Below are 19,494 nucleotides of genomic sequence, written 5' to 3'. Positions count from 1 at the left end.
TCGAGAGGACGGACGGCGATGACACGCACCGAGAAGGTCGTTCTGATCACCGGGGCCAGCAGTGGGATCGGTGAGGCGACGGCGCGCAGGCTGGCCGCCGACGGCCACCGGGTCTTCCTGGGAGCGCGGCGCACCGAACGGCTGGCCGCACTGGCCGGGGAAGTGGCGGACGGCGGTGACAGGGTCGGGTTCCAGCGGCTGGACGTCACCGACGCCGCGGACGTACGGGAGTTCGTGGCCGCCGCGCGGGAGCGGTTCGGACGGGTGGACGTGATGGTGAACAACGCGGGGGTGATGCCGCTGTCCCCGCTGGCGGAGCTGAAGGTCCACGAGTGGGACCGCATGATCGATGTGAATGTGCGGGGGGTGCTGTACGGTATCGCCGCGGTTCTGCCGGTGATGCGGGAGCAGGGCGGCGGACACATCGTCAACATCGCGTCGGTGGGCGCGTACGAGGTGGTGCCCACCGCCGCGGTGTACTGCGCCACGAAGTACGCGGTGCGCGCGCTGTCGGAGGGGCTGCGCCAGGAGTCGGCGGGGGACGTCCGGGTGACCGTGGTGTCCCCGGGGGTGACCGAGTCGGAGCTCGCGGACTCCATCTCCGACCCCCGGGCGCGTGAGGACATGAAGAGCTACCGCTCGGTGGCCATCCCGGCGTCGGCCATCGCGGACGCCATCGCCTTCGCCGTGCACAGCCCGGCCGAGGTGGACGTCAATGAGCTCGTGGTGCGCCCGGCGGCCAGCGCCCAGTGAGCGGTGTCCCCGTCACGGCGCCCCCTCGGCCGAGGGGGCGCCGTACCGCGCGGACCCTTGTCAGTCACCCGCGGTCGAAGATCACTTGATTCCCGGTCCGGCCGGAGATCTGTTGCACAATGCCAGGGTCCTGTCGTGAGCTCCGCCGACCAACTCCCCCCGCAGTGGGGACGGTTGGCCGACCTCTCCCGCATCCAGGGGGCTCCATGTCCGTCACGGATCCACGGCACGGCCACGACGGCTGGACCGACGACTACGGGGAGGGCACCGACGAGGAGCCGGACGACTGCCCCGACAACGGGTGCGCGGAGGGCTTCCACCGTCCGGCCGCGGCCTCCCGCACGGTCATACGGGGCGCTCGGGGCCCCGGACCGCGTTCACCAGTCCGGCCACCAGGTCCGCCCGCTCGGCCATGGCGTCGACCAGCAGATACTCGTGGTCGGCATGGGCACCGCCGCCGACCGCTCCCAGACCGTCGAGGGTGGGCACCCCCAGCGCGGCCGTGAGGTTGCCGTCGCTGCCGCCGCCGACCGCCACACCGTCGATACCGGGGAGCAGCCGGCGCGCCAGCGCGAAGAGCCCGGCCGAGGCCGACTCGGGCATCGGCGGACGGCCGACGGACCCCTGAACGGTGATCGCGGCCCCGTCGAGATGGGGTGTCAGCGCGGCGAAGGCGGCTTCGACCCGTTCCTTCTCCGCGGGCGTCTCGACCCGGACGTCGACGGTGACGGTGGCCTCCGCGGGGACCACGTTGTCCAGGGTGCCCGCGGTGGCGACGGTCGGGGTGACCGTGGTGCCGATCCCGGGACGGCTGAGCGCCGCGATGTCCAGCACCTGGTGTGCCGCCTCGACCAGGGCGTTGACCCCGGCCTCCGGTTCGAGGCCCGCGTGCGAGGCCCGGCCCGCGACGGAGACCTCGAAGGTGCCGCAGCCCTTGCGGCCGGTCTTCAGCCCGCCACCGTCGGCGGCGCCCTCGAGTACCAGGACGGCACCGCACGCGCGGGCCCGGTCCTCCAGGAGGGCCCGGGAGGAGCGGGAGCCGACCTCCTCGTCGGCGGTCACCAGGATCTCCACCCCCGACCGGTCCTCGAGCGACGCCAGGCCGTGCACGGCCTGGACCACACCGCCGAGCATGTCGAAGACCCCGGGGCCGGTGGCGCGGCCGTCCTGGACCGTGAACGGGCGGCGCTCCAGGGTGCCGAGCGGGAAGACGGTGTCGTGGTGGCCGAGGATCAGGACCCGGGGTTCGCCACCGCCCGACCAGTGGACATGGGTTCCGCCTTCGGTCTCCACCAGCTCCGCCCGGCCGCCGAGGCGGCTCTCGATGACGGCGGCGACCGTCTCGGCCGATGCCTTCAGGGCGTCGATGTCACGTGACGGGGACTCGACTTCGACCAGGGTCCTGAGGTCGTCGATCATCGCGTCCACATTCACGGGAACGGCCTTGTGCGTCGTCATGCCGCGAGCGTAGCTGGCTCGTGTCCCGGTCGCCGCCGCGCCGAGGAGCCCAGGTGAACTCGCCCGTCGTACCGGGCCGTACGCCCCGGTGCGTACCCGGTGGCGCCGAACCGCCGTGCCACAATGCTCCGATGCAGAGACGGCCGCAGCGCGGCGTACCGGAACGCCCGTGCACCCTCGTCGTCTGCCGGGGCTGCTGCTGCGGCGACGCGGCGAAGCACCCCCGTACCGATCACCAGGGCCAGTTGGACCGGCTGCGGGCGGCGGCGGACACGGCGCCGGGCCGGGTGGCGGTGCGGACGACCGACTGTCTGGGCCCCTGCGGCCAGGCCAATGTGGTGGTGGTCCAGCCGTCGGCGGGTGGGCGCCGGGACGGTGGACGGCCGACGTGGATCGGCTGGGCCCTGGACGACGAGACCACCGACGATCTGCTCACCTGGGCGCTCGCGGGCGGGCCGGGGGTGGCCGAGCCGCCGGCCACGCTGGAGCTGCAGTTCATCCGGCCGCCGGGTGAGGCACGGGCGAGGGCGAGGGCGGCCGGGTCCGACGGCTGAGTGTCGGCCCCGGCCGGTGCGCTTGAGTTGCGCTCGAGTGAGGTCAGCGGGCGGTGCCGAAGTCCTGGGTCCAGTAGTGGCCGGGCTGGGCGTGGCCGACGCCGATCTCCTTGAAGTCGCAGTTCAGGATGTTGGCCTTGTGGCCGGAGCTGTTCATCCAGCCGTCCATGACGCTCTCGGGCGAGCTGTAGCCGTAGGCCACGTTCTCGCCGTAGGTGCTCCAGGAGTATCCGGCGCGCTCGATACGGTCGTCGGGGGAGGAACCGTCGGAGCCGGTGTGCGACATGTTGCTGTGCTCCGCCATGTCCTCGCTGTGGGTCTGGGCGGCCTTGGTCAGCTTGGCGTCGACGGTCACCGGCTTGCAGCCGACCTTGGCGCGCTCCTTGTTGACCAGCGCGACGATCTGGTCCTGGAGGTCGGAGGAACCGGAGCTCGTGGTGGCGGTGGTCGACGCGGGCGCCGCGGAGGAGGGCGAGGCGGCCTTGGTGGTGGCCTTGGTGGTCGTCCTGGCCGGGGCGGTGCGAGTGGGCTTGGCCGAGGTCGGTGCCGCGGAGGAGGCGGGGGCGGACGTGGCGTTACGCGGCGAGGCCGACCGCGATGCGCTGGGGGTGGCCTTGGACCGGTCGGCGCGGTGCTTCCACCGCTGGCCGTCCTTGTCCGCGCCGGGGGTGCCGCGGTGGCCGGTGGTCGTGGTCCACTCGCCACGGGCCTCGGACCGCTTGTCGTCCTGCCCCCCGTCCAGACAGGCCATGGCGACCGAAGGCACACCCACGGCGGCGACGGCCACGGCCGCGATGGCTATCTTCCGGCGGTGCGACTTCTTGCTGCGGTGCTTGCTCATACATGACCTCACTCGGTGTTCGCGGCACGCCCTCCCCCCTGGTCCGGCGGGTTCCGCGCGCTGTCGCGCACGGGCCGCCGGGGCGCCTTGCGGGCCGCCATTCTTAGAGCCGCCGGACGCACGGGGCAACAAGTGTTCGGTCCTAGGGAGCTTCGTAGTGGCACACATGGCTTGCGCCGCACGGCGATGCGTGCTGGTCCGGCTTCACAGGTTCACCACAGCGCTGTCACACCGTCAGAACACCTGACCCGGGAGCGAGTGCGCACGACGGCACCACGGCTCTTACGGTGCGGCGGGGCGGAGTACGCATGTCCACCAGAGCGGAAAAAACCTCTTATGTCCGCTAGGAGGTATCGCCCACCGCGTACCTTTTGAGCCGTGGCACCGATGTGACAGATCTCATGGCCCGGCGAGGTGTCGCACGGCTCAGCGGTCCGTGGCCAGCGCCTCGCGCCACACCGGGCTGTCGACGTAGTGGTTGTCGTAGCGCTCGGAGGACTCCGCGATCTCCCGCGGGTCGGCCTCACCGCGCATGACACGCCCCAGGAGCCGGAGGTAGTCGAAGCGCGGCAGCCCCGGGGTGAAGGTGAACAGCACATCGGCGGTGGCGCCGGGGGCGGCGGCGAAGGCGTGCGGGGTGCGCGGTGGCACCAGCAGGAAGTCGCCCTCGTCCAGAACCCGGATCTCCTCCCCCACCAGCACCTGCAGCGACCCGCCGATCACATGGAACATCTCGGCCGCGGCGGTGTGGAAGTGCGGGGGCGCACCGACCGCACCCCGGGCGAAGGTCGACCGGTAGCACGTCAGCAGACCCCCGGTGTCCCCGGCGTCCGCGAGCAGCGTGATCACACTGCTCGGATCGGCCGCCGTCTCGGCTTCGGCGGCTCGGGTGTGGACGGGGGTGAAGGTGGTGTGCCGCATCGCGCCGGTCTGCTCGTTCATCGTGGTGTTCTCCGCCCGCTCCGTGGTGTTCTTCGCCTGGTCCGTGGTGTTCTTCGTCGTCATGGCTATGACCCTAGGCGGATGATCGACCCACGACATCGGTCACTTCGGTGGCAAAATCATGGGTCAATTCACGATGGCGTCGACGGGGGTCCGACGACCGGCCACCGTGAATTTGCCCCGGACCAGGGACCGTGTGCCAAAGTGGACGGCCGCCTTCCCCTCCCCCGCCCTCTGTCCCCGTGTCCCCTCGCCCTTCCCTCCCCCCGTGGCTCCTCAGCCGTCCTTCCTTGTCCTTCCTCATGTCATTGTGTGAGTAGCGATGCAGGCAACGACTGTCCTCCCCCGCCCCGCGGACCTCTTCGACCAGGGCCTGGAACAGCGCCCGGGTTCGGCCCTGCTGCGTTTCGGCGCCGCGCGGCAACGACCCGCCGACCGGATCAGCTGGTCCGGCGACGGCGCCGCGGCCTGGCTGGACGACACCCGTGGTCATGTGTGGAGCGTCGGTGAGCCGGTGGCCGCCGCCGCCCTCGTACTGCGCGCGGCGCAGGGCCATCCCGACCGGGTGCGCGAGTTCACCGGGCCGCGGGGCACCGACACCCTGGTGGCCCGCCATCTGCCGATGACCGATGTGGTCGAGTGGATCTTCCGCTGGACGGTCGAGGAACCACCGGCGCAGCGCGGCGAGGAGCGGGTGGTCGAACTCGGCGAGCGCCACCACGACGAACTGCTGGCGTTCCTCAACGAGCACAGCCCGGCCCACTCCACCGGCCCGGGTTCCGCCGGTGTCAGTGTGTGGGCCGGGATCCGGGACGACGACGGACGGCTGGTGGCGTGCGGCGCCCTGAGCAGTCTGCGGGACAGCGGGGCGCCGCTGATGGCGTCGGTGGCGACCGACGCCCGGATGCGCGGACAGGGTCTGGGCGCGGCGCTGACCTCATGGCTGACCCGCTACGCGGTGCGCAGCCATGGGTTCTGCACCCTGTGGCAGCTCGCGGACAACGCGCCCGCGGACCGGCTGTACAACCGTCTCGGCTACCGCGACGAGGACCCCTGCGTGGCCGCGCGGATCGCGGTGCGCTGACCCGCGCCGAGGTCGAAAACCGAGGTCAGCCGGGATATGAGCCGCCTCTCCCATGGTTTCCCAACATCCCTTCGGGGGGAGGATGTTGGGGCGGGACGCAGGACGTGTTCTCGATAGGGCGGGGGCCTCAGCATGAGTGATGTATCGCGTTCCGGACCGGGGCGGGACCCTGGACCGGAGCGTCCCAAGGTGAAACAGGTCGCTCTGGTGCCTCCGGGGCCGGGGCCGCTGGGCGGGAGCGACGGCGTGTCACGGCGCGGCGAAGGACCGCCGGATCCGAACACCACCAACCTGGAGAAGATCCGCAGGGGTGAGCGCATCGCCGCGGCCGGGGACCGGGGCGGTTCCGATGAGCGCGATCCGGTGGAAGAGGAGTGGCGCGCGCATGACCGCGGTGGCCCCTACGGCCAGGGGCGCCGTCGGAGGAACTGACCGGCGCGGCCCCTGACCGCCTCCCGCGGCGGAGCTGCGGAATCCCCGGTGACCGGGCATGGTGGAGGTCGACCGCCGGTACGGCGCACGCCGTACCGGCGGGGTCCGGACCGGAATCAGGGGCGAGGTGGCGTTCGTGGCGGACAGCGGCGGCGGAGCGGAGGCCGTTCCCGTACGGCGGCGGGACCCCGCACCCGGCCCGGACCTGGTGTGGGAGCCCAGCGAGCGCTGGGTGCGGGGCACCAAGGGCGGGATCACGGTGGTGGACAGCCGCCGGCCGCTCCTGGTGTGGGAGCCGGGGAGCCCGGTCCCGCTGTACGCGTTCCCGCGCGAGGACGTCCGGACGGACCTGCTGCGCGAGACCGCGCCGCCCGCCGGCGTGCGGTACCCGGGGGCGTCCCACTACGACCTGGACACCGGCGGGGCGACCGTCCCGGACGCGGCATGGACCTACCCCGGCGAGGAGTTGGCCGGGTACCTCTCCTTCGCCTGGTTCGGCCGGGAGGTGCTCGACCATTGGTACGAGGAGGAAGAGGAGATCTTCGTCCACCCCCGTGACCCCCACAAACGCGTGGACGCGCTGCCGAGCACCCGCCATGTCCAGGTCTCGGTCCAGGGGACGGTGGTGGCCGACTCGCACTCCCCGGTCCTGCTCTTCGAGACCCATCTGCCCGTCCGCTACTACCTCCCGCGCGAGGACGTACGGCTGGATCTGCTCGCCCCGGCCGGGCTGACCACCCGCTGCCCGTACAAGGGGGTGGCCACCGCGTACTGGTCCTGGGCGGGCGCCGGCGAGGTGCCGCCCGGAATCGCCTGGAGCTACCCCGACCCGCTCCCGGCCGTGGACGTCATCAGGGACCGGGTGGCGTTCTACAACGAGGCGGTCGACATCACGGTCGACGGTGAACGCCAGGAGCGCCCGGTCACCGGCTTCCTCACTCCTCCGTGAGCGCTGACTCCTCCGTGAGACCTTCCAGGCCGGCCGGCAGCGGTCCGGTGTGCACCACCGCGAGCCGCTGGGTGGCACGGGTGAGCGCCACATAGAGGTCGCTCGTCCCGAACTCCGCCGGTTCGGCCACGATCACGGTGTCGAACTCCAGCCCCTTGGCCTGGCGCGGGTCGAGCAGGACCACCGGGCGGGTCAGGTCCGGGGCGCGTCCGGCCGAGGCGTCCGGCAGCGCCACGGAGAGGGCGTCGAGACGGCCGGCCGGAGCGATCACCGCGATCCGGCCCTCCTCCCGCGTCTCCCGGGCCACCGCCTCCGCCACCGCGCCCGGCAGATCGGCGGTGTGCCGGACCCACGGGCGGACCCCGGTGGACCGCACCGAACGGGGCGGTTCGAACGCGGGATCCGCCGACCGCGCCACCTCCGCCGCGATGTCCATGATCTCCGCGGGGGTGCGGTAGTTGACCCCGAGGCGAGTGTGCTCGTAGCGGTCCTCGACGTACGGGGCGAGGATGTGGGACCAGGAACCGCAGCCGCCCGGTTCGGCCGTCTGCGCGGGGTCCCCCACCAGGGTCATCGAACGGGTGGGAGAACGCCGCATCAGCAGCCGCCACGCCATGGCGGACAGCTCCTGCGCCTCGTCCACGATGATGTGGCCGAAGGCCCAGGTGCGGTCGGCGGCGGCGCGCTCGGCGGCGCTGCGGTGGTCGGCCTCCTCGTTCCGCTCCGCGAGCCGCTCCGCGTCGATCAGGTCATGGGCGCCCAGCACCTCCGACTCCTCGTCGTCACGGTCCTCGAATTCCTGGGTGCGGGAGCCGTAGGAGAGGTCGAGCACACCCTGCGCGTAGGCGATGCGCTCCTGCCGCTCGCCCTCGGCGGCGGCGCGGGCGGCGGAGTCGTCCTCGCCCAGGAGTTCCGCGGCCTCGTCGAGCAGGGGGACATCGGCGGGTGTCCAGGCGCCACCGGTGCGGCGGATCGCCTCGGCGTCGGCCTCGGGGAGGTGGACCGGCTCGCTGAGGAAGTCCGCGACGAGCCGGCGAGGGGACAGCCGGGGCCACAGCTCCTCGATGGCGGCGTGCACCTCGGGGCTGGTGGCGATGGCCTTGCCGAGCTGGGCGATGTCATCGGTGCCGAGCAGATTGGGTCCGCCGTACGGGTCGGCTCCGATCCGGTCGGTCAACTGCTCGGTCAGGGAGTCGATGACGGAGAACGCGAAGTGCGGACGGGCGAGGTTGTGCGGCAGCTGTGTGCCACGCGCCCGCCAGCGGGCGTCGGACGCGATGTCCGCATCCAGCACCAAATCACCGTCCGCGTGGGGGATGACGATCGCCGGATCGGGCAGGGCCTGCCGGTCCCGGACGAACCGGGCAAGCGCCTCGGCCATCGTGGCGCGTCCCTTGGCCTCGGCGGCGGCCGGGGTGTCGGTCCCGGTGGCCGTCACCCCCGGGTAGAGCTCGCCGAGCGTGGCGAGCATGACACCGGTCTCGCCGAGCGAGGGCAGCACCTCGCCGATGTAGCCGAGGAACGCCGGGTTGGGGCCGACGATCAGCACCGCGCGGCGGGCCAGCAACTCCCGCTGGGCGAAGAGCAGATAGGCGGCACGGTGCAGCGCGACGGCGGTCTTCCCGGTGCCGGGGCCGCCCTCGACGACCAGCACTCCGGTGTGCGGGGCGCGGATGATCCGGTCCTGTTCGGCCTGGATGGTCTGCACGATGTCGTGCATCCGGCCGGTGCGGGCGGTGTCCAGCGCCGCGAGCAGTACGGCATCCGCGTCAGTGCCCTCATGGCCGGTCCGTATGGTGTCGGACAGGTCCAGGATCTCGTCGTGGAGGGCGGTGATCCGCCGGCCTTCGGCGGTGATGTGCCGTCTGCGGCGCAGCCCCATGGGCGTATGCCCGGTGGCCAGGTAGAACGGGCGCGCCACATCGGCCCGCCAGTCGACGACCAGCGGGGTGCGCTCGGCGTCGTCGCGCCGCATGCCGATACGCCCGATGTGGTGGTCGCGGCCGTCGGCGAACATCAGCCGCCCGAAGCACAGTCCGCGCTCCCCCGCGTTGAACGCGGCGAGGAGACCGGACCGCTCGGAGACCAGCACATCCCGCTCCAGCCGCCCCTGGAAGGTGCTGCCGCCCATCGTCAGGGCTTCGGAGACGCCTTTCTCCGCTTCGTCCCGCAATTCGGCGAGGCGGCCGTGGAGCATGTCAAGAAAATCTTGCTCTCGGCGCAATTCCTCATTTGACAATTCGACTCCCGCCGGGTAATATCACTTGCATCAAGCTTCTCCATGCCCTGAATTCATCAGAACATGGAAATCCCCAATATACGCAGAGAAACACCCCGGTCGTCAAGGCGACCGGGGTGTTTCTCTTTATCCGCGGGGTGGGCTTTCCGGCGTGGTCAGCCCTGGGCGGCCGCGCGGCGGCGGCCCGCCCGGGTGATCAGCACCGCACCGGCGAGCATCAGCAGCCCCGCACCGGCGGCGCCGAGACCGATCGTCACCAGATCCGTCTCCAACGGCGGATGCGTGGTCTTCGGTGTTCCGTCCGGCTCCGCGAAGAATTCCTTACCCCGGTACTTCACCGGAGCGGTTCCATCGGCGGGCGGCTTCGCCGAGGCCCGCACCGCCGCGGCGGCGTCGATCGGGCCGTATCCGACCAGGGCGTTGCGTCCACCGGGCGGATGGGTGGCCGTCCTGGTCAGGACCGCCCGCACCTGCGCCGGTGTCAGCTTGCCGTTGCGGGAGAGCATCAGGGCCACCACACCGGAGGTCAGCGCCGCGGCGGGCGAGGTGCCGCTGCTCACCGCCCAGCCACCGGTGTGCTTCGCGCTCACGATCTCCACACCCGGTGCGGCCACCGCGTTGTAGCTCCGCACCGTGGAGAAGTCGGCACGGGTTTCGCCCTTCTGGAGTGCGGCGACGGCGATCACCCCCGGATAACCCGCCGGATAGGAAGCCTCGTTGAAGGAATCCCCCTCGTTGCCGGCGGAGGCGACGACCGGAATGCCCTTCTGCGCCGCCCGGGCCAGGGCGTTGACCTCGGTGTCGTCATAACGGGAGCCCCACATCTCACCGCCGAGCGACATCGAGATGACATCGGCGCCGTGATCGACCGCGTAGTCGATGCCCTGCCCGACCGGACTGGGCCCGGACGGTCCCTCGTCGAAGTCGTGCTCATGCTTGTCGTCGAGCACCCGGACCGACAGGATGTCGGCTTCCGGGGCGACCTTGAGCACATCGGAGGCCATCGCCGTACCGTGCCGCCCCCAGCGCGGATCGCCCGGCTTGAGGCCGTCCCGGTAGAAGTCGGGGCCGGTGGTCACCTTGCCGCGGAGCGCCGGATGGTCCGTCATCACCCCGCTGTCCAGCACGGCGACCTTGATGCCCTCGCCCTGGGCGATCCGCTGTGCCGCGGGCAGGCCGAGCGCCTGGGACTCCCAACTGGTCGGAGTGGGCACGGGAGCGGCGGACGCGGGCGTCGCGGGCAGCGTGGCCAGCACGGCACCGAGCGCGGCCGCGGTCACCGCCGTGGCGATTCTCCGGACACTCATGTGGTCTCCTCCATCACCAGCGCACCGAGGTGCTGGTCGATCGCGTCCGCCAGATTGCCGGCGGCGCCTCTCCAGGGAGAGCGGTCCTCCTTGGCGTCGATATCGGAACCGCCCCATTCACCGGGGAGCGGACCCGCCTTTCGGCCGTCGACCGCTCCGGCGGAGGCCACGACGGCGTAGGGAAGGCTCATTTCGGTGACCGACTTTCCTGCAGAACCGTTACTGCGGTCATCGCTCCAGCGCGCCGCGAGGGTGCCCGGCACCGCGTACGCCGTGACTCCTGCCGAGGGCTCGCGCTTTTCGCTCTCGCCGTCGAAGAACGTGTTCATCGCCGTCTTGGCGGTGTCGCTCCCGGGGAAGACCACCACGGCGACGGTGGCCACGGTGTTGCCGGTCGGATCGACATAGGTGGCACGCAGCACCGCCTTGCAGCCCAGCTTCCCGGCCTCGGTCGCGGTGGCGCCCCGCAGCCCCTCGTCACAGCCGGTCTGCGCGGAGATGCCGAGCCGGTGCCACTGGGCCCGGCTGCGGTCGGTCGACTTGGACTGGACGTTCTCGCGGTACGCGAGGGTCTCCGGGAGGAGGGTGGTCACCGGCGCGTTGCGCCACATCGCCGGGCCGTACTCGGACCGGTTGGAGGTGGTCTGGCTGTGGTTGCTGTACGCGTGGGCGGTCAGCGCGCCACCGCCGATGAGCGCCAGCGCCCCGACGATGCCGAGGCCGACGCCGAGGCAGGTGCGTCCCCCGCCCTTCTGGGTGCCCGGTGGCTGATGCGGTACGGACAGGGGGCCGGGCTGCGGTCCCGGCGCCCATGGACCGGCGGGCGGCTGACCCGGCTGCCCCATGGGGCCGGGCTGTTGCCCCGTCGGGCCCGGCTGGCCGGGTGCTCCCTGCCAGCCCTGCCAGCCCTGCGGTGCCTGGGACGGTGGCGCTGGTGGCGGTGGCGGCATGGGCGGTGGTGCGGCGGCCGGGCCCAGGCCCTGTGGCCCGCCCTGCTGCCAACCCCCCTGCGGCTGCCGGCCGTACGGTCCGGCGTTGCCCGGATGGCCGGGTGGCCCTGGGTACGACATGGCTCTCCTCCTCGATATCGGCGTCCGATGAGCGGGCGCAGAACAGCAGGAAGACAGCACTCCTCCAGCACACGCCCCCGCACGTGCGAAGGAGACACTATCGATCACCCCGGACCGCGGGGCACCGGGCCCCTCCCCCGCCCGGCCGCCGAGGACCGGCGTCCGGTCAGATGTCGCCGTGCCGCTCCTCGTTCGCGGGCGCGGACGTCGGGATGGTCGGCGGACGGGACGGGTCGGGGACCCGGTGGGTGAAGCCACCGGGCACCGAACGGCCCTGCCGCTCGCGGAAGCGGACCGGAGCCGTGCCCACCCGGCGGGCGAACAGCCTGCTGAAGTAGGCGGGATCGTCATAGCCGACGCGGCGGGCGACGGCGGCCACCGGGAGTTCGGTGCCGACCAGGAGTTCCTTGGCACGGCCCAGCCGGATCCCGAGAAGGTAGTCCTTGGGACTGCACCCCGCGCTCCGCCGTACCGCGGTGCGCAGTTCGGCGGGTGTCATACCGTGCCGGGCGGCGTGCTCGGCCACCGACAGCGGCCGGAACGCGTCCCGGGCCAGCGCCTGGAGCACCGGATGGCCGTCGGCACCGGTGTCGGCGCGGACGCGGCGCAGGGCGACGAGGAGTTCGTGGACGGCCGCGGCGGACTCGACCTCCAGGAACGGGTTGCCGTGGCGGGCCGCGCGCACGATCCGGCCGATGGCCGTGCGGGCGGTGGCGGTGTCGGTGAGCGCGACCACCGGCTCGTCCGGGTCGACGTAGCCCAGTTCGGTGTAGGCGGCGGTGGCCGGTCCGGTGAAGTCGACGAACGCCTCGTCCCATCCGGTGTCCGGGTCCGGGGCGTAGTGGTGGGTGACACCGGGGATGAGCCAGAGCAGCGCGGGCGCGGTGACGGTACGGCGTCTGCCGTCGGCGCCGCGGAACCATCCGCGCCCGGCGCTGATGACCACCGCCACGTGGTGGTCGAGCACCCGCGGGCCGACGACGGGCAGGGTGCCGTGCTGGAGGCCGACGCCCAGACACACCAGACCGAGCCGGTGATGAGCCGGGCTGGGCGTGAAGTACCGCATCCAGGTGTGATACATCCGCGCTCCCTCCTGCCGGTGGTGGTGTCCGCCGGTGGTGTGTCCGGGACGGTGGCGCCGTAGCACCCCCGCGACCGGTCAGCTGCGTCCAATCAATCGCCGATCTTTGTCCATGGACCGCCCGCCCGCCAGGGGGAAAGGGTGATCCGGTCGGAGCGGATGGACGAGGGCGGGCGCACGAGAGGCGGGCCGGGCTGTGCCGGAGTTCGTGGTGGGGGCTGAGGATTTCACGCTGGACGGACGGCCGGTCCGGCTGCTGTCGGGCGCGTTGCACTACTTCCGGGTGGCCGAGGGCCACTGGGAACACCGGCTGGCCATGCTGCGCGCGATGGGGCTGAACTGTGTGGAGACCTATGTGCCGTGGAATCTGCACGAGCCCTCACCCGGCCGCTTCGAGGACGTGGCGGCGCTCGGACGGTTCCTGGACGCGGTGCGGGACGCCGGGCTCCGGGCGATCGTGCGCCCCGGGCCGTACATCTGCGCGGAGTGGGAGAACGGGGGACTGCCGCACTGGCTGACCGGGCTGGTGGGCCGTCGGGTGCGCACCGTGGACCCGGAGTACCTGGCAGCCGTGGAGGCGTGGTTCGAGCGGCTGATGGCCGAGGTCGTACCGCGTCAGATCAACGCCCCCGCGGGCCCGGGCCCCGGAGCCGGGGGCGGTCCGGTACTCATGGTGCAGGTGGAGAACGAGTACGGCTCCTACGGGTCGGACCAGGGGTATCTGCGGCGGCTCGCGGCCCTGTTGCGGCGGCTGGGGGTGACGGTGCCGCTGTTCACCTCCGACGGCCCGGAGGACCATATGCTCACCGGTGGTTCGGTGCCCGGGATCCTCGCCACGGTCAACTTCGGGTCCGGAGCCCGGAACGCCTTCGGGGCCCTGCGCCGCCACCGGCCCTCGGGGCCGCTGATGTGCATGGAGTTCTGGTGCGGCTGGTTCGGCCACTGGGGGGTGGAGAGCCCGGTCCGGGAGGCGGCGGACGCCGCCGCCGCGCTGCGCGAGATCCTGGAGTGCGGTGCGTCGGTCAACCTCTACATGGCGCACGGCGGGACGAACACCGGCGGCTGGGCGGGCGCGAACCGCGCCGGGGAGGACCATCTCGGCGCGCTGCTGCCGGTGGTGACCTCGTACGACTACGACGCCCCGGTGGACGAACGGGGCCTTCCCACCGAGAAGTTCTGGCGGTTCCGGGAGGTGCTGGCGGACTACGCGGACCGGCCGCTGCCGGAGGTGCCGCCCCCGCCGCCCGTCCTCGATCGGCCGGTGCGGATCGCCCTGCCGCAGTGGGCACCGCTGGGCGATGTGATCGCGGCGCTGGGCGATGAGGAAGTGGTCGCGCCGATGCCACCGACCTTCGAGGAACTGGACCTGGACCGGGGGGTGGTCCGCTATCGCCTGGACGTGCCCGGGCCGCGCGGCCCGTACCCGCTGCGGGTGACCGGACTGCGCGACCGCGCGGTGTGCTCGGTGGACGGGCAGCGGCGCGGGGTGCTGGACGAGACGGACGCGGTGGTCGAGGGGGTGCGGGGGCCCGCCGCGGTGGAGCTGTGGGTGGAGTCGCTGGGCCGGGTCGGCTACGGGCCCCGGCTGACCGAACCGAAGGGCATCACCGGCGGGGTGCTCCATGAACGCCAGTATGTGCACGGCGTACGGGCGCGGGCGCTGCGGCTCACCGCGGTGGCGGATGTGGACGCGGTGGCCCGCGTGCCGTTCCGGGGGCCCGGGGAGGAGGGGCCGGAGGGCCCGGGTGAGGGGCTGTACCGGGGGTGGTTCACCGTGTCCGCCGTGGGTGACGCGACCCTCGAACTGCCCGGCTGGACCCGTGGTTTCGTCTGGGTCAACGGACACTGCCTGGGCCGCTACTGGTCGGTGGGCCCGCAGCGGACACTGTACGTCCCCGGCCCACTGCTGCGGGCCGGGGACAACACGGTGCTGGTGCTGGAACTGGAGGACGCCGGTGAGCGGGAACTGCGGCTGCGCTGACCGGGCCGGCGCCGCGGCCCGCTCAGTCCAGTTCCTCCACGGTGAAGGAGTCGAGGGTGAACTCCGCGGTGCCGCTGTCACCGGTCTTGCGCAGCCCCACCCACATCTCACCGTCCGCGGGCGCGGTGACGGTGTAGCGGTGCGTGGCGCGTCCGGTGGCGGCGGGCAGCGCGGTGCGCTCCAGCTCCCGCGCGTCGGGCTCGTCCACGGCGGTGACCCACGCGTACTGGCCGGCCGCCTCGTTGGCGTAGGTCAGGCTCACCCGGTAGCGCCGCCCGGGGCGGAAGCGGGCGGTGTGCGGCACGGTCCGGTAGACCAGGCCCGCGTTCTCGCCGCGTGACTTCAGCGACTGACCGCCCTCGAGGACATCGTCGACGACCTTGCCGTTCCACCCGGCCTGGGTGAACGGGGCGTGGCGCTGGGCGATATGGGTCCGGGGGTCGGTGACACCGCCCGCGTCGCCCTTGACGAACGGGCCCCAGCCCTGCGGCACCCGCTCGAAGTCCTCGTACACCAGGGTGCCGGGCTTCGTGGTGGGCCGGGCGCGCACCACCCGGAGCCGGTCGAAGCGGACCCGGGCCCGCCCCTCGGCCACGGCGAGGGTGAGGGTCACCGGTCCACCGCTCTCGGGGACGGTGAAGTAGGTGAACATCCGCTGGAAACGGGTGCCGTGTTTGCGGTCGGCGGCCATGTGGTTGGCGGCCGTCGAGGTCTCGGTCCAGTTCTCCGCGGTGACGCCGTCGGCGGTGCGCACCCGCAGCGCGGCCCGCCGCCGTTCGCCGGCCTTCGCCCCGACCTCCACCTGTACGGAGGCCACGTAGCCGCCGGGGGCGAGGCGGCCGAGCCGCTGGCCGACGGTGGCGGCCGCGCCCTCGCCGACGACCAGTTCGTAGTCGCCCAGCTCACTGCGTTCGACGGTCGCCGGGCCGCTGGTCCGCCAGCCGCGCAGCGATCCGGAGTGGAAGCCCGGGTCGTACAGCGGGGTGCCCTCGCCCCAGCCCGGCGCCGGCCGGGCCCGGGCGCGGGAGCGCAGCACCACATAGGGGGTGTCGGCGTCGGCGGTGATGGTGACGGTGCCACCGCTCACCGGGAGGGTGACGGGCTCGGCGCGCCCCTGGTCGGTCAGCCGGTACAGCACCACCGAAGCGCGGCCGGACCAGCCGTGCGGCAGCCGCCAGCGGGTGGTGCCGCCGTCCGGGTTGTAGTGGTAGAGCTTGGCGGGGTCGGTGGCCTCGCGCGGTTCCCAGGGCAGCAGATAGGTGCCGCCGTCGTAGACCAGCCGTCCGTCGGTGGTGATGCGGCGGACGCCCCCGGTGTCGGTGACCGAGGTGGCACCGGGCCCCTCGAAGGTGATCTCGTGATCGCCCCAGGTGCGGATGGGGTACGCCTGGAGGTACTTGGCGGGCAGGCTGTGGGTCCAGATGAGCCGGTGGAAGGCGGTCCAGTCGGTCTTGCCGGTCCAGCCCTCGAAGTTGCCCATCCGGGGGATGCCGAGCAGGGTGGGCCACTTGTCGGCGAAGACGTCCTTCTGGTGGTTGCGGACGAACCGGATGAGCCGGGAGTTGATACCACGCGAGCTGTCCGGGCCGTAGTCGGTCTCGGTGGCCCAGTGCGACCACACCGCGGAGCGTTCCAGTCCGTGGCCCCATTCGGTGGTGATGTGCCAGCCCTGGTCGCGCAGGGCCCGCTGGAGCCGGTCGGAGTTCCAGCCGGACTCGCGGAAGACGTCGATGTAGAGGGCGACCAGGGCCGGGTCGGTGTCGTTCCGCAGCTCCTGGAAGCGCTGGATGATGTCACCGGAGACGAGGTCGCGACGGGGGTCGATGCGGTAGGACTGATCGAGCCAGTCCCACTGCTTGTCGTGCTTGTCGACGAGGGTCTCGGAGAAGGCGTTGGCCACCGGATAGGACTCGGTGGCGTTGACGTGCACCGCGAAGTCGCTGTTCCAGTCGCGTCCGGCCCGCAGCAGGGTGTTGAGGTCGGCCAGACCCCCGGCGCGGGTGTTGTAGTTGCCCGCGTAGTCGGGGTGGGCGGAGTCATGGCCCTCCGACTGGTAGCCCTTGAGCAGGGTGTACTGCCGCAGCCCGTCGGTGGCCAGGGCGATGCGTTTGACGTTGTCGAGGGTGTCCAGGAAGGGGTTGGTGGCCTGGCTGGCGAAGTTGAACGGGATGTGCGGGACGACCCGCAGATGCTGCTCGTCGGCGCCGAGCGGGTTCACCATGATGTCGCGGAAGGCGATGGCGGCGTCCTGCCAGTCGACCACACCGTCACCGTTGCGGTCCCGGGTGAGGACCACGGTGGCCCAGGGCAGCGGTTCGGTGGCGCCGACGGGGGCGGTGGCGGCCCGGTGGGTCCACTCGCCGCAGGTGAGCCGGGCGGTGATCTGACCGTCCTCCCGTACCGTCTGCCGCCGCAGCCTGCCGTTCTCCCAGGTGGTGCCCGCGGCGGAGGTGGGCTTGTCCCATACGGTGTTGGTCTCGACGGCGGCGGCGAGCCGGTCGGTGTGGACGACGGCGTAGGCGCAGCCGATCGGTTCGGCGTCGGTGGGGGTGTCGGCGGCGGGGCGGACCAGGGTGTCGCCGCTCCTGGCCTTGTCGAGGTCGATCCGGGCGGCCAGCAGCGCCGCGCCCGGCTGGTCGGCGCGGACGCTGAGGAACGCCAGGCCGGGGATGCGCAGGGTACCCACGCGCAGGGTGTCGGTGTCGGCGATCCGGGTGACCCGCCAGTCGGTCTGCCATCCGCTGACCCGGATCCGGACGTCGATCTCGGCCGCCGGACGGGCGGTGGCCCCGCCGGAGCCCTCCGCGCCGAAGGCGAGGGTGTAGGTGATGTGGTCCGCGCCGCTGGTCACGGCGGTGGTGCGGGGGGTGCGTTCGGTGCCGTCGATCAGCACCGAACGCACCGGCTCCCGCTGTCCGTGCAGCACCGCGCCGGTCTCGCGGTCGGTGTACGCGATGACGCGCGGGAAGTCCGCGTCCACCCGGACCTCCAGCCGCTTCGACCGCAGGGTGCGCTCGGCCGCGCGGGCGGGTGCGGTGTCACGGGCGTGGGCGGTGCCGCCCGCCCCGATGGCCGTTCCGATTCCGGCCAGTGTGGTGGTGACCACGACCGCTCTGCGGCCGGGACGCCCTTCCTCTGGCTGCCTCTCCTGTGTGTGGGTCAACGCGCCGGCTCCTCCGCCTCGCTGGTGGGAACAGTGCTCCACCCTGGGGCGGCGGCGGGGCGGCCGCCCATGGACAAGTGCGCGGAGGGTGTTGGACTAACGGTGTGCGCAGGAGGCCGCGATCCCTCCGCACGAGGAAGCGCGCGGTTGTCGCAGAATCCCCGGTGCATGTCGCTTCTGGCGTCACCGCCCTTCCTACGGTGAGGCCATGGCATCCACACGGTCGGCAACCGCCGACGCGAGCAGGCCGCCCGCGAAGGTGGCCGTCGAACAGGACGGTCCGGTACTGCGCGTGGCGCTCAACCGGCCGGACAAGGCCAACGCCCTGGACGCGGACATGATCGGACAACTGTCCCGTGCCCTGGCCCGGCTCTCCGACGATCCCGGGCTGCGCGTCGCGGTGATCCACGGCAACGGCAAGCACTTCACCGGCGGACTCGACCTCGCCTCCCTCGCGCCGCGGCTGGCGACGGGTGACGACACCATCCTCCCCGAGCACGGACGCGATCCCTGGGGGCTCTACCGCGCACCGGCCGGTAAGCCCGTCGTCACGGCGGTGCACGGGCGGTGCTTCACCGCCGGACTGGAGCTCGTCCTCAACAGCGAAGTGTGCGTCGCGGCCGAGGACACGGTCTTCGGGCAGCAGGAGGTGACCCGGGGCATCGTCGCGCTCGGCGGGGCGACGATACGGCTCCCCGAGCGGGTCGGCTGGGGCAACGCGATGCGCTACCTCCTCACCGGCGACAGCTTCGACGCACGGGAGGCCTGGCGCATCGGACTGGTGCAGGAGGTGGTGCCCGCCGGGGAGCAACTGGACCGGGCCATGGAACTGGCGCACCGGATCGCCGCCCAGGCACCGCTGGCGGTACAGGCCACCCTGGCCGACGCCCGCACCGTTCTCGCCGCGCACATCGAGAGGTCGGCAGCCTCCCTGCGGGACGACGTGGGCCCGCGGCTCTTCGCCACGGCCGACGCCGTGGAGGGTGTCTCCTCCCTGATCGAACGCAGGCCCCCGGTGTTCCGGGGCATCTGAGTCGCTCCACTTCGTACCCGTGACGCCTTCCGTCCCGACCGTTTCCGAACCCCCCAGGAGAACCACCACCGTGCTCCCCGTCGACGTCGCCGGTATGTCCGGCCTGGACCTGCTGCGCTGGGTGAAGACCGAGCGCCCCGATCACATCCCGTCGATCGGCCGTCTGCTCGGCATGCGTATGGAGACCGTGGAGCGCGGCCATGTCGTGCTCTCCCTCGACACCCGTCCCGACTTCGCCAATCCGCTCGTCACGGTCCACGGCGGCATCGCCGCTGCGCTGCTCGACTCCGCTCTCGGTTCCGCCGTGCACACCACGCTGCCCGCCGGAGTCGGGTACACCACCCTCGAACTCAAGGTCAACTACATCCGGTCCGTCGGGACCGACGGGGAGGTGCTGACCGGCGAGGGCACCGTGGTCCACGCCGGGCGGCGGACGGCCACCGCGGAAGGCAGGGTCGTCGACTCCCGGGGCAAGCTCGTGGCCCACGCCACCACGACCTGCCTCATCCTCCCCGGGACCGGCTGAGGGCCTCGTCGCGGCCCGGTGCCGCCGCAGCCCGCTCATCCGCCTCACCAGGGCGGATTAAGAGCCTTCTAAGGGCCCGTT

General features: G+C 72.3%; 16 protein-coding genes. 8 read left to right on the top strand and 8 right to left on the bottom strand.

What is annotated here, in order from left to right:
- Positions 1-18: 18 nt before the first annotated feature.
- Entirely contained in the window at positions 19-753 is a 735-nt protein-coding gene (locus AC07FT_RS07685) for an SDR family oxidoreductase (protein ID WP_479174809.1), read from the top strand.
- 345 nt (positions 754-1,098) lie between these two features.
- On the opposite strand, the gene AC07FT_RS07680 is transcribed toward AC07FT_RS07685, so the two are convergent.
- Complete coding sequence (locus AC07FT_RS07680; protein ID WP_479174808.1) at positions 1,099-2,211, bottom strand: M20 family metallopeptidase; 1,113 nt, start codon at positions 2,209-2,211, stop codon at positions 1,099-1,101.
- 131 nt (positions 2,212-2,342) lie between these two features.
- Here AC07FT_RS07680 and AC07FT_RS07675 point away from each other — a divergent pair, with 131 nt between their 5' ends.
- Complete coding sequence (locus tag AC07FT_RS07675; RefSeq protein ID WP_479174806.1) at positions 2,343-2,765, top strand: thioredoxin domain-containing protein; 423 nt, start codon at positions 2,343-2,345, stop codon at positions 2,763-2,765.
- Between the two features lie 43 nt (positions 2,766-2,808).
- Here the strand turns inward: AC07FT_RS07675 and AC07FT_RS07670 are convergent, their stop codons facing one another.
- Both AC07FT_RS07670 and AC07FT_RS07665 read right to left on the bottom strand, forming a co-directional pair.
- Complete coding sequence (locus tag AC07FT_RS07670; RefSeq protein ID WP_479174804.1) at positions 2,809-3,606, bottom strand: CAP domain-containing protein; 798 nt, start codon at positions 3,604-3,606, stop codon at positions 2,809-2,811.
- Between the two features lie 426 nt (positions 3,607-4,032).
- A complete protein-coding gene (locus AC07FT_RS07665) occupies positions 4,033-4,548 on the bottom strand; it encodes a cupin domain-containing protein (RefSeq protein ID WP_479175201.1) in 516 nt (171 codons plus the stop codon).
- Positions 4,549-4,870: 322 nt separating this feature from the next.
- Between AC07FT_RS07665 and AC07FT_RS07660 the strand changes: the two genes are divergently transcribed.
- The 3 genes from AC07FT_RS07660 to AC07FT_RS07650 all read left to right on the top strand — a co-directional run bounded on the left by AC07FT_RS07660 (position 4,871) and on the right by AC07FT_RS07650 (position 7,013).
- Positions 4,871-5,632 (top strand): GNAT family N-acetyltransferase, encoded by a 762-nt coding sequence (locus tag AC07FT_RS07660; RefSeq protein ID WP_479174802.1) that lies wholly within the window; start codon positions 4,871-4,873, stop codon positions 5,630-5,632.
- A gap of 189 nt (positions 5,633-5,821) precedes the next feature.
- Positions 5,822-6,064: a hypothetical protein gene (locus AC07FT_RS07655; RefSeq protein ID WP_471200294.1), complete on the top strand. Its 243-nt coding sequence runs from the start codon at positions 5,822-5,824 to the stop codon at positions 6,062-6,064.
- 58 nt (positions 6,065-6,122) lie between these two features.
- Positions 6,123-7,013: a DUF427 domain-containing protein gene (locus tag AC07FT_RS07650; RefSeq protein ID WP_479174800.1), complete on the top strand. Its 891-nt coding sequence runs from the start codon at positions 6,123-6,125 to the stop codon at positions 7,011-7,013.
- On the opposite strand, the gene AC07FT_RS07645 is transcribed toward AC07FT_RS07650, so the two are convergent.
- From AC07FT_RS07645 to AC07FT_RS07630, 4 genes are all read right to left on the bottom strand, one after another.
- Entirely contained in the window at positions 7,000-9,210 is a 2,211-nt protein-coding gene (locus AC07FT_RS07645; protein ID WP_479174798.1) for a HelD family protein, read from the bottom strand. The genes AC07FT_RS07650 and AC07FT_RS07645 overlap by 14 nt on opposite strands.
- A gap of 197 nt (positions 9,211-9,407) precedes the next feature.
- On the bottom strand, positions 9,408-10,559 hold the full coding sequence (locus AC07FT_RS07640) for a S8 family peptidase (RefSeq protein WP_479174796.1): 1,152 nt from the start codon (positions 10,557-10,559) through the stop codon (positions 9,408-9,410).
- Positions 10,556-11,629, bottom strand: a complete 1,074-nt coding sequence (locus AC07FT_RS07635) for a hypothetical protein (RefSeq protein ID WP_479174794.1) — start codon at positions 11,627-11,629, stop codon at positions 10,556-10,558. The genes AC07FT_RS07640 and AC07FT_RS07635 overlap by 4 nt, the downstream gene beginning before the upstream one ends.
- A gap of 166 nt (positions 11,630-11,795) precedes the next feature.
- Complete coding sequence (locus AC07FT_RS07630; RefSeq protein WP_479174792.1) at positions 11,796-12,710, bottom strand: helix-turn-helix domain-containing protein; 915 nt, start codon at positions 12,708-12,710, stop codon at positions 11,796-11,798.
- A 196-nt stretch (positions 12,711-12,906) separates the two neighbouring features.
- Between AC07FT_RS07630 and AC07FT_RS07625 the strand changes: the two genes are divergently transcribed.
- Complete coding sequence (locus AC07FT_RS07625) at positions 12,907-14,691, top strand: glycoside hydrolase family 35 protein (RefSeq protein WP_479174791.1); 1,785 nt, start codon at positions 12,907-12,909, stop codon at positions 14,689-14,691.
- Between the two features lie 22 nt (positions 14,692-14,713).
- Here AC07FT_RS07625 and AC07FT_RS07620 read toward each other — a convergent pair whose 3' ends face one another.
- Positions 14,714-17,854, bottom strand: a complete 3,141-nt coding sequence (locus AC07FT_RS07620) for an endo-alpha-N-acetylgalactosaminidase family protein (protein ID WP_479174790.1) — start codon at positions 17,852-17,854, stop codon at positions 14,714-14,716.
- 208 nt (positions 17,855-18,062) lie between these two features.
- Here AC07FT_RS07620 and AC07FT_RS07615 point away from each other — a divergent pair, with 208 nt between their 5' ends.
- Both AC07FT_RS07615 and AC07FT_RS07610 read left to right on the top strand, forming a co-directional pair.
- Complete coding sequence (locus AC07FT_RS07615) at positions 18,063-18,887, top strand: crotonase/enoyl-CoA hydratase family protein (RefSeq protein WP_479174788.1); 825 nt, start codon at positions 18,063-18,065, stop codon at positions 18,885-18,887.
- 94 nt (positions 18,888-18,981) lie between these two features.
- Positions 18,982-19,413 carry a PaaI family thioesterase gene (locus tag AC07FT_RS07610; protein WP_479175199.1) on the top strand — a complete coding sequence of 144 codons (432 nt, stop codon included), beginning with the start codon at positions 18,982-18,984 and terminating at the stop codon, positions 19,411-19,413.
- Positions 19,414-19,494 lie beyond the last annotated feature (81 nt).

Source organism: Streptomyces sp. NPDC045899, assembly GCF_056431485.1.
Note: the sequence above shows the minus strand (reverse complement) of the source record. Positions and strands in the feature narration are given on the sequence as shown.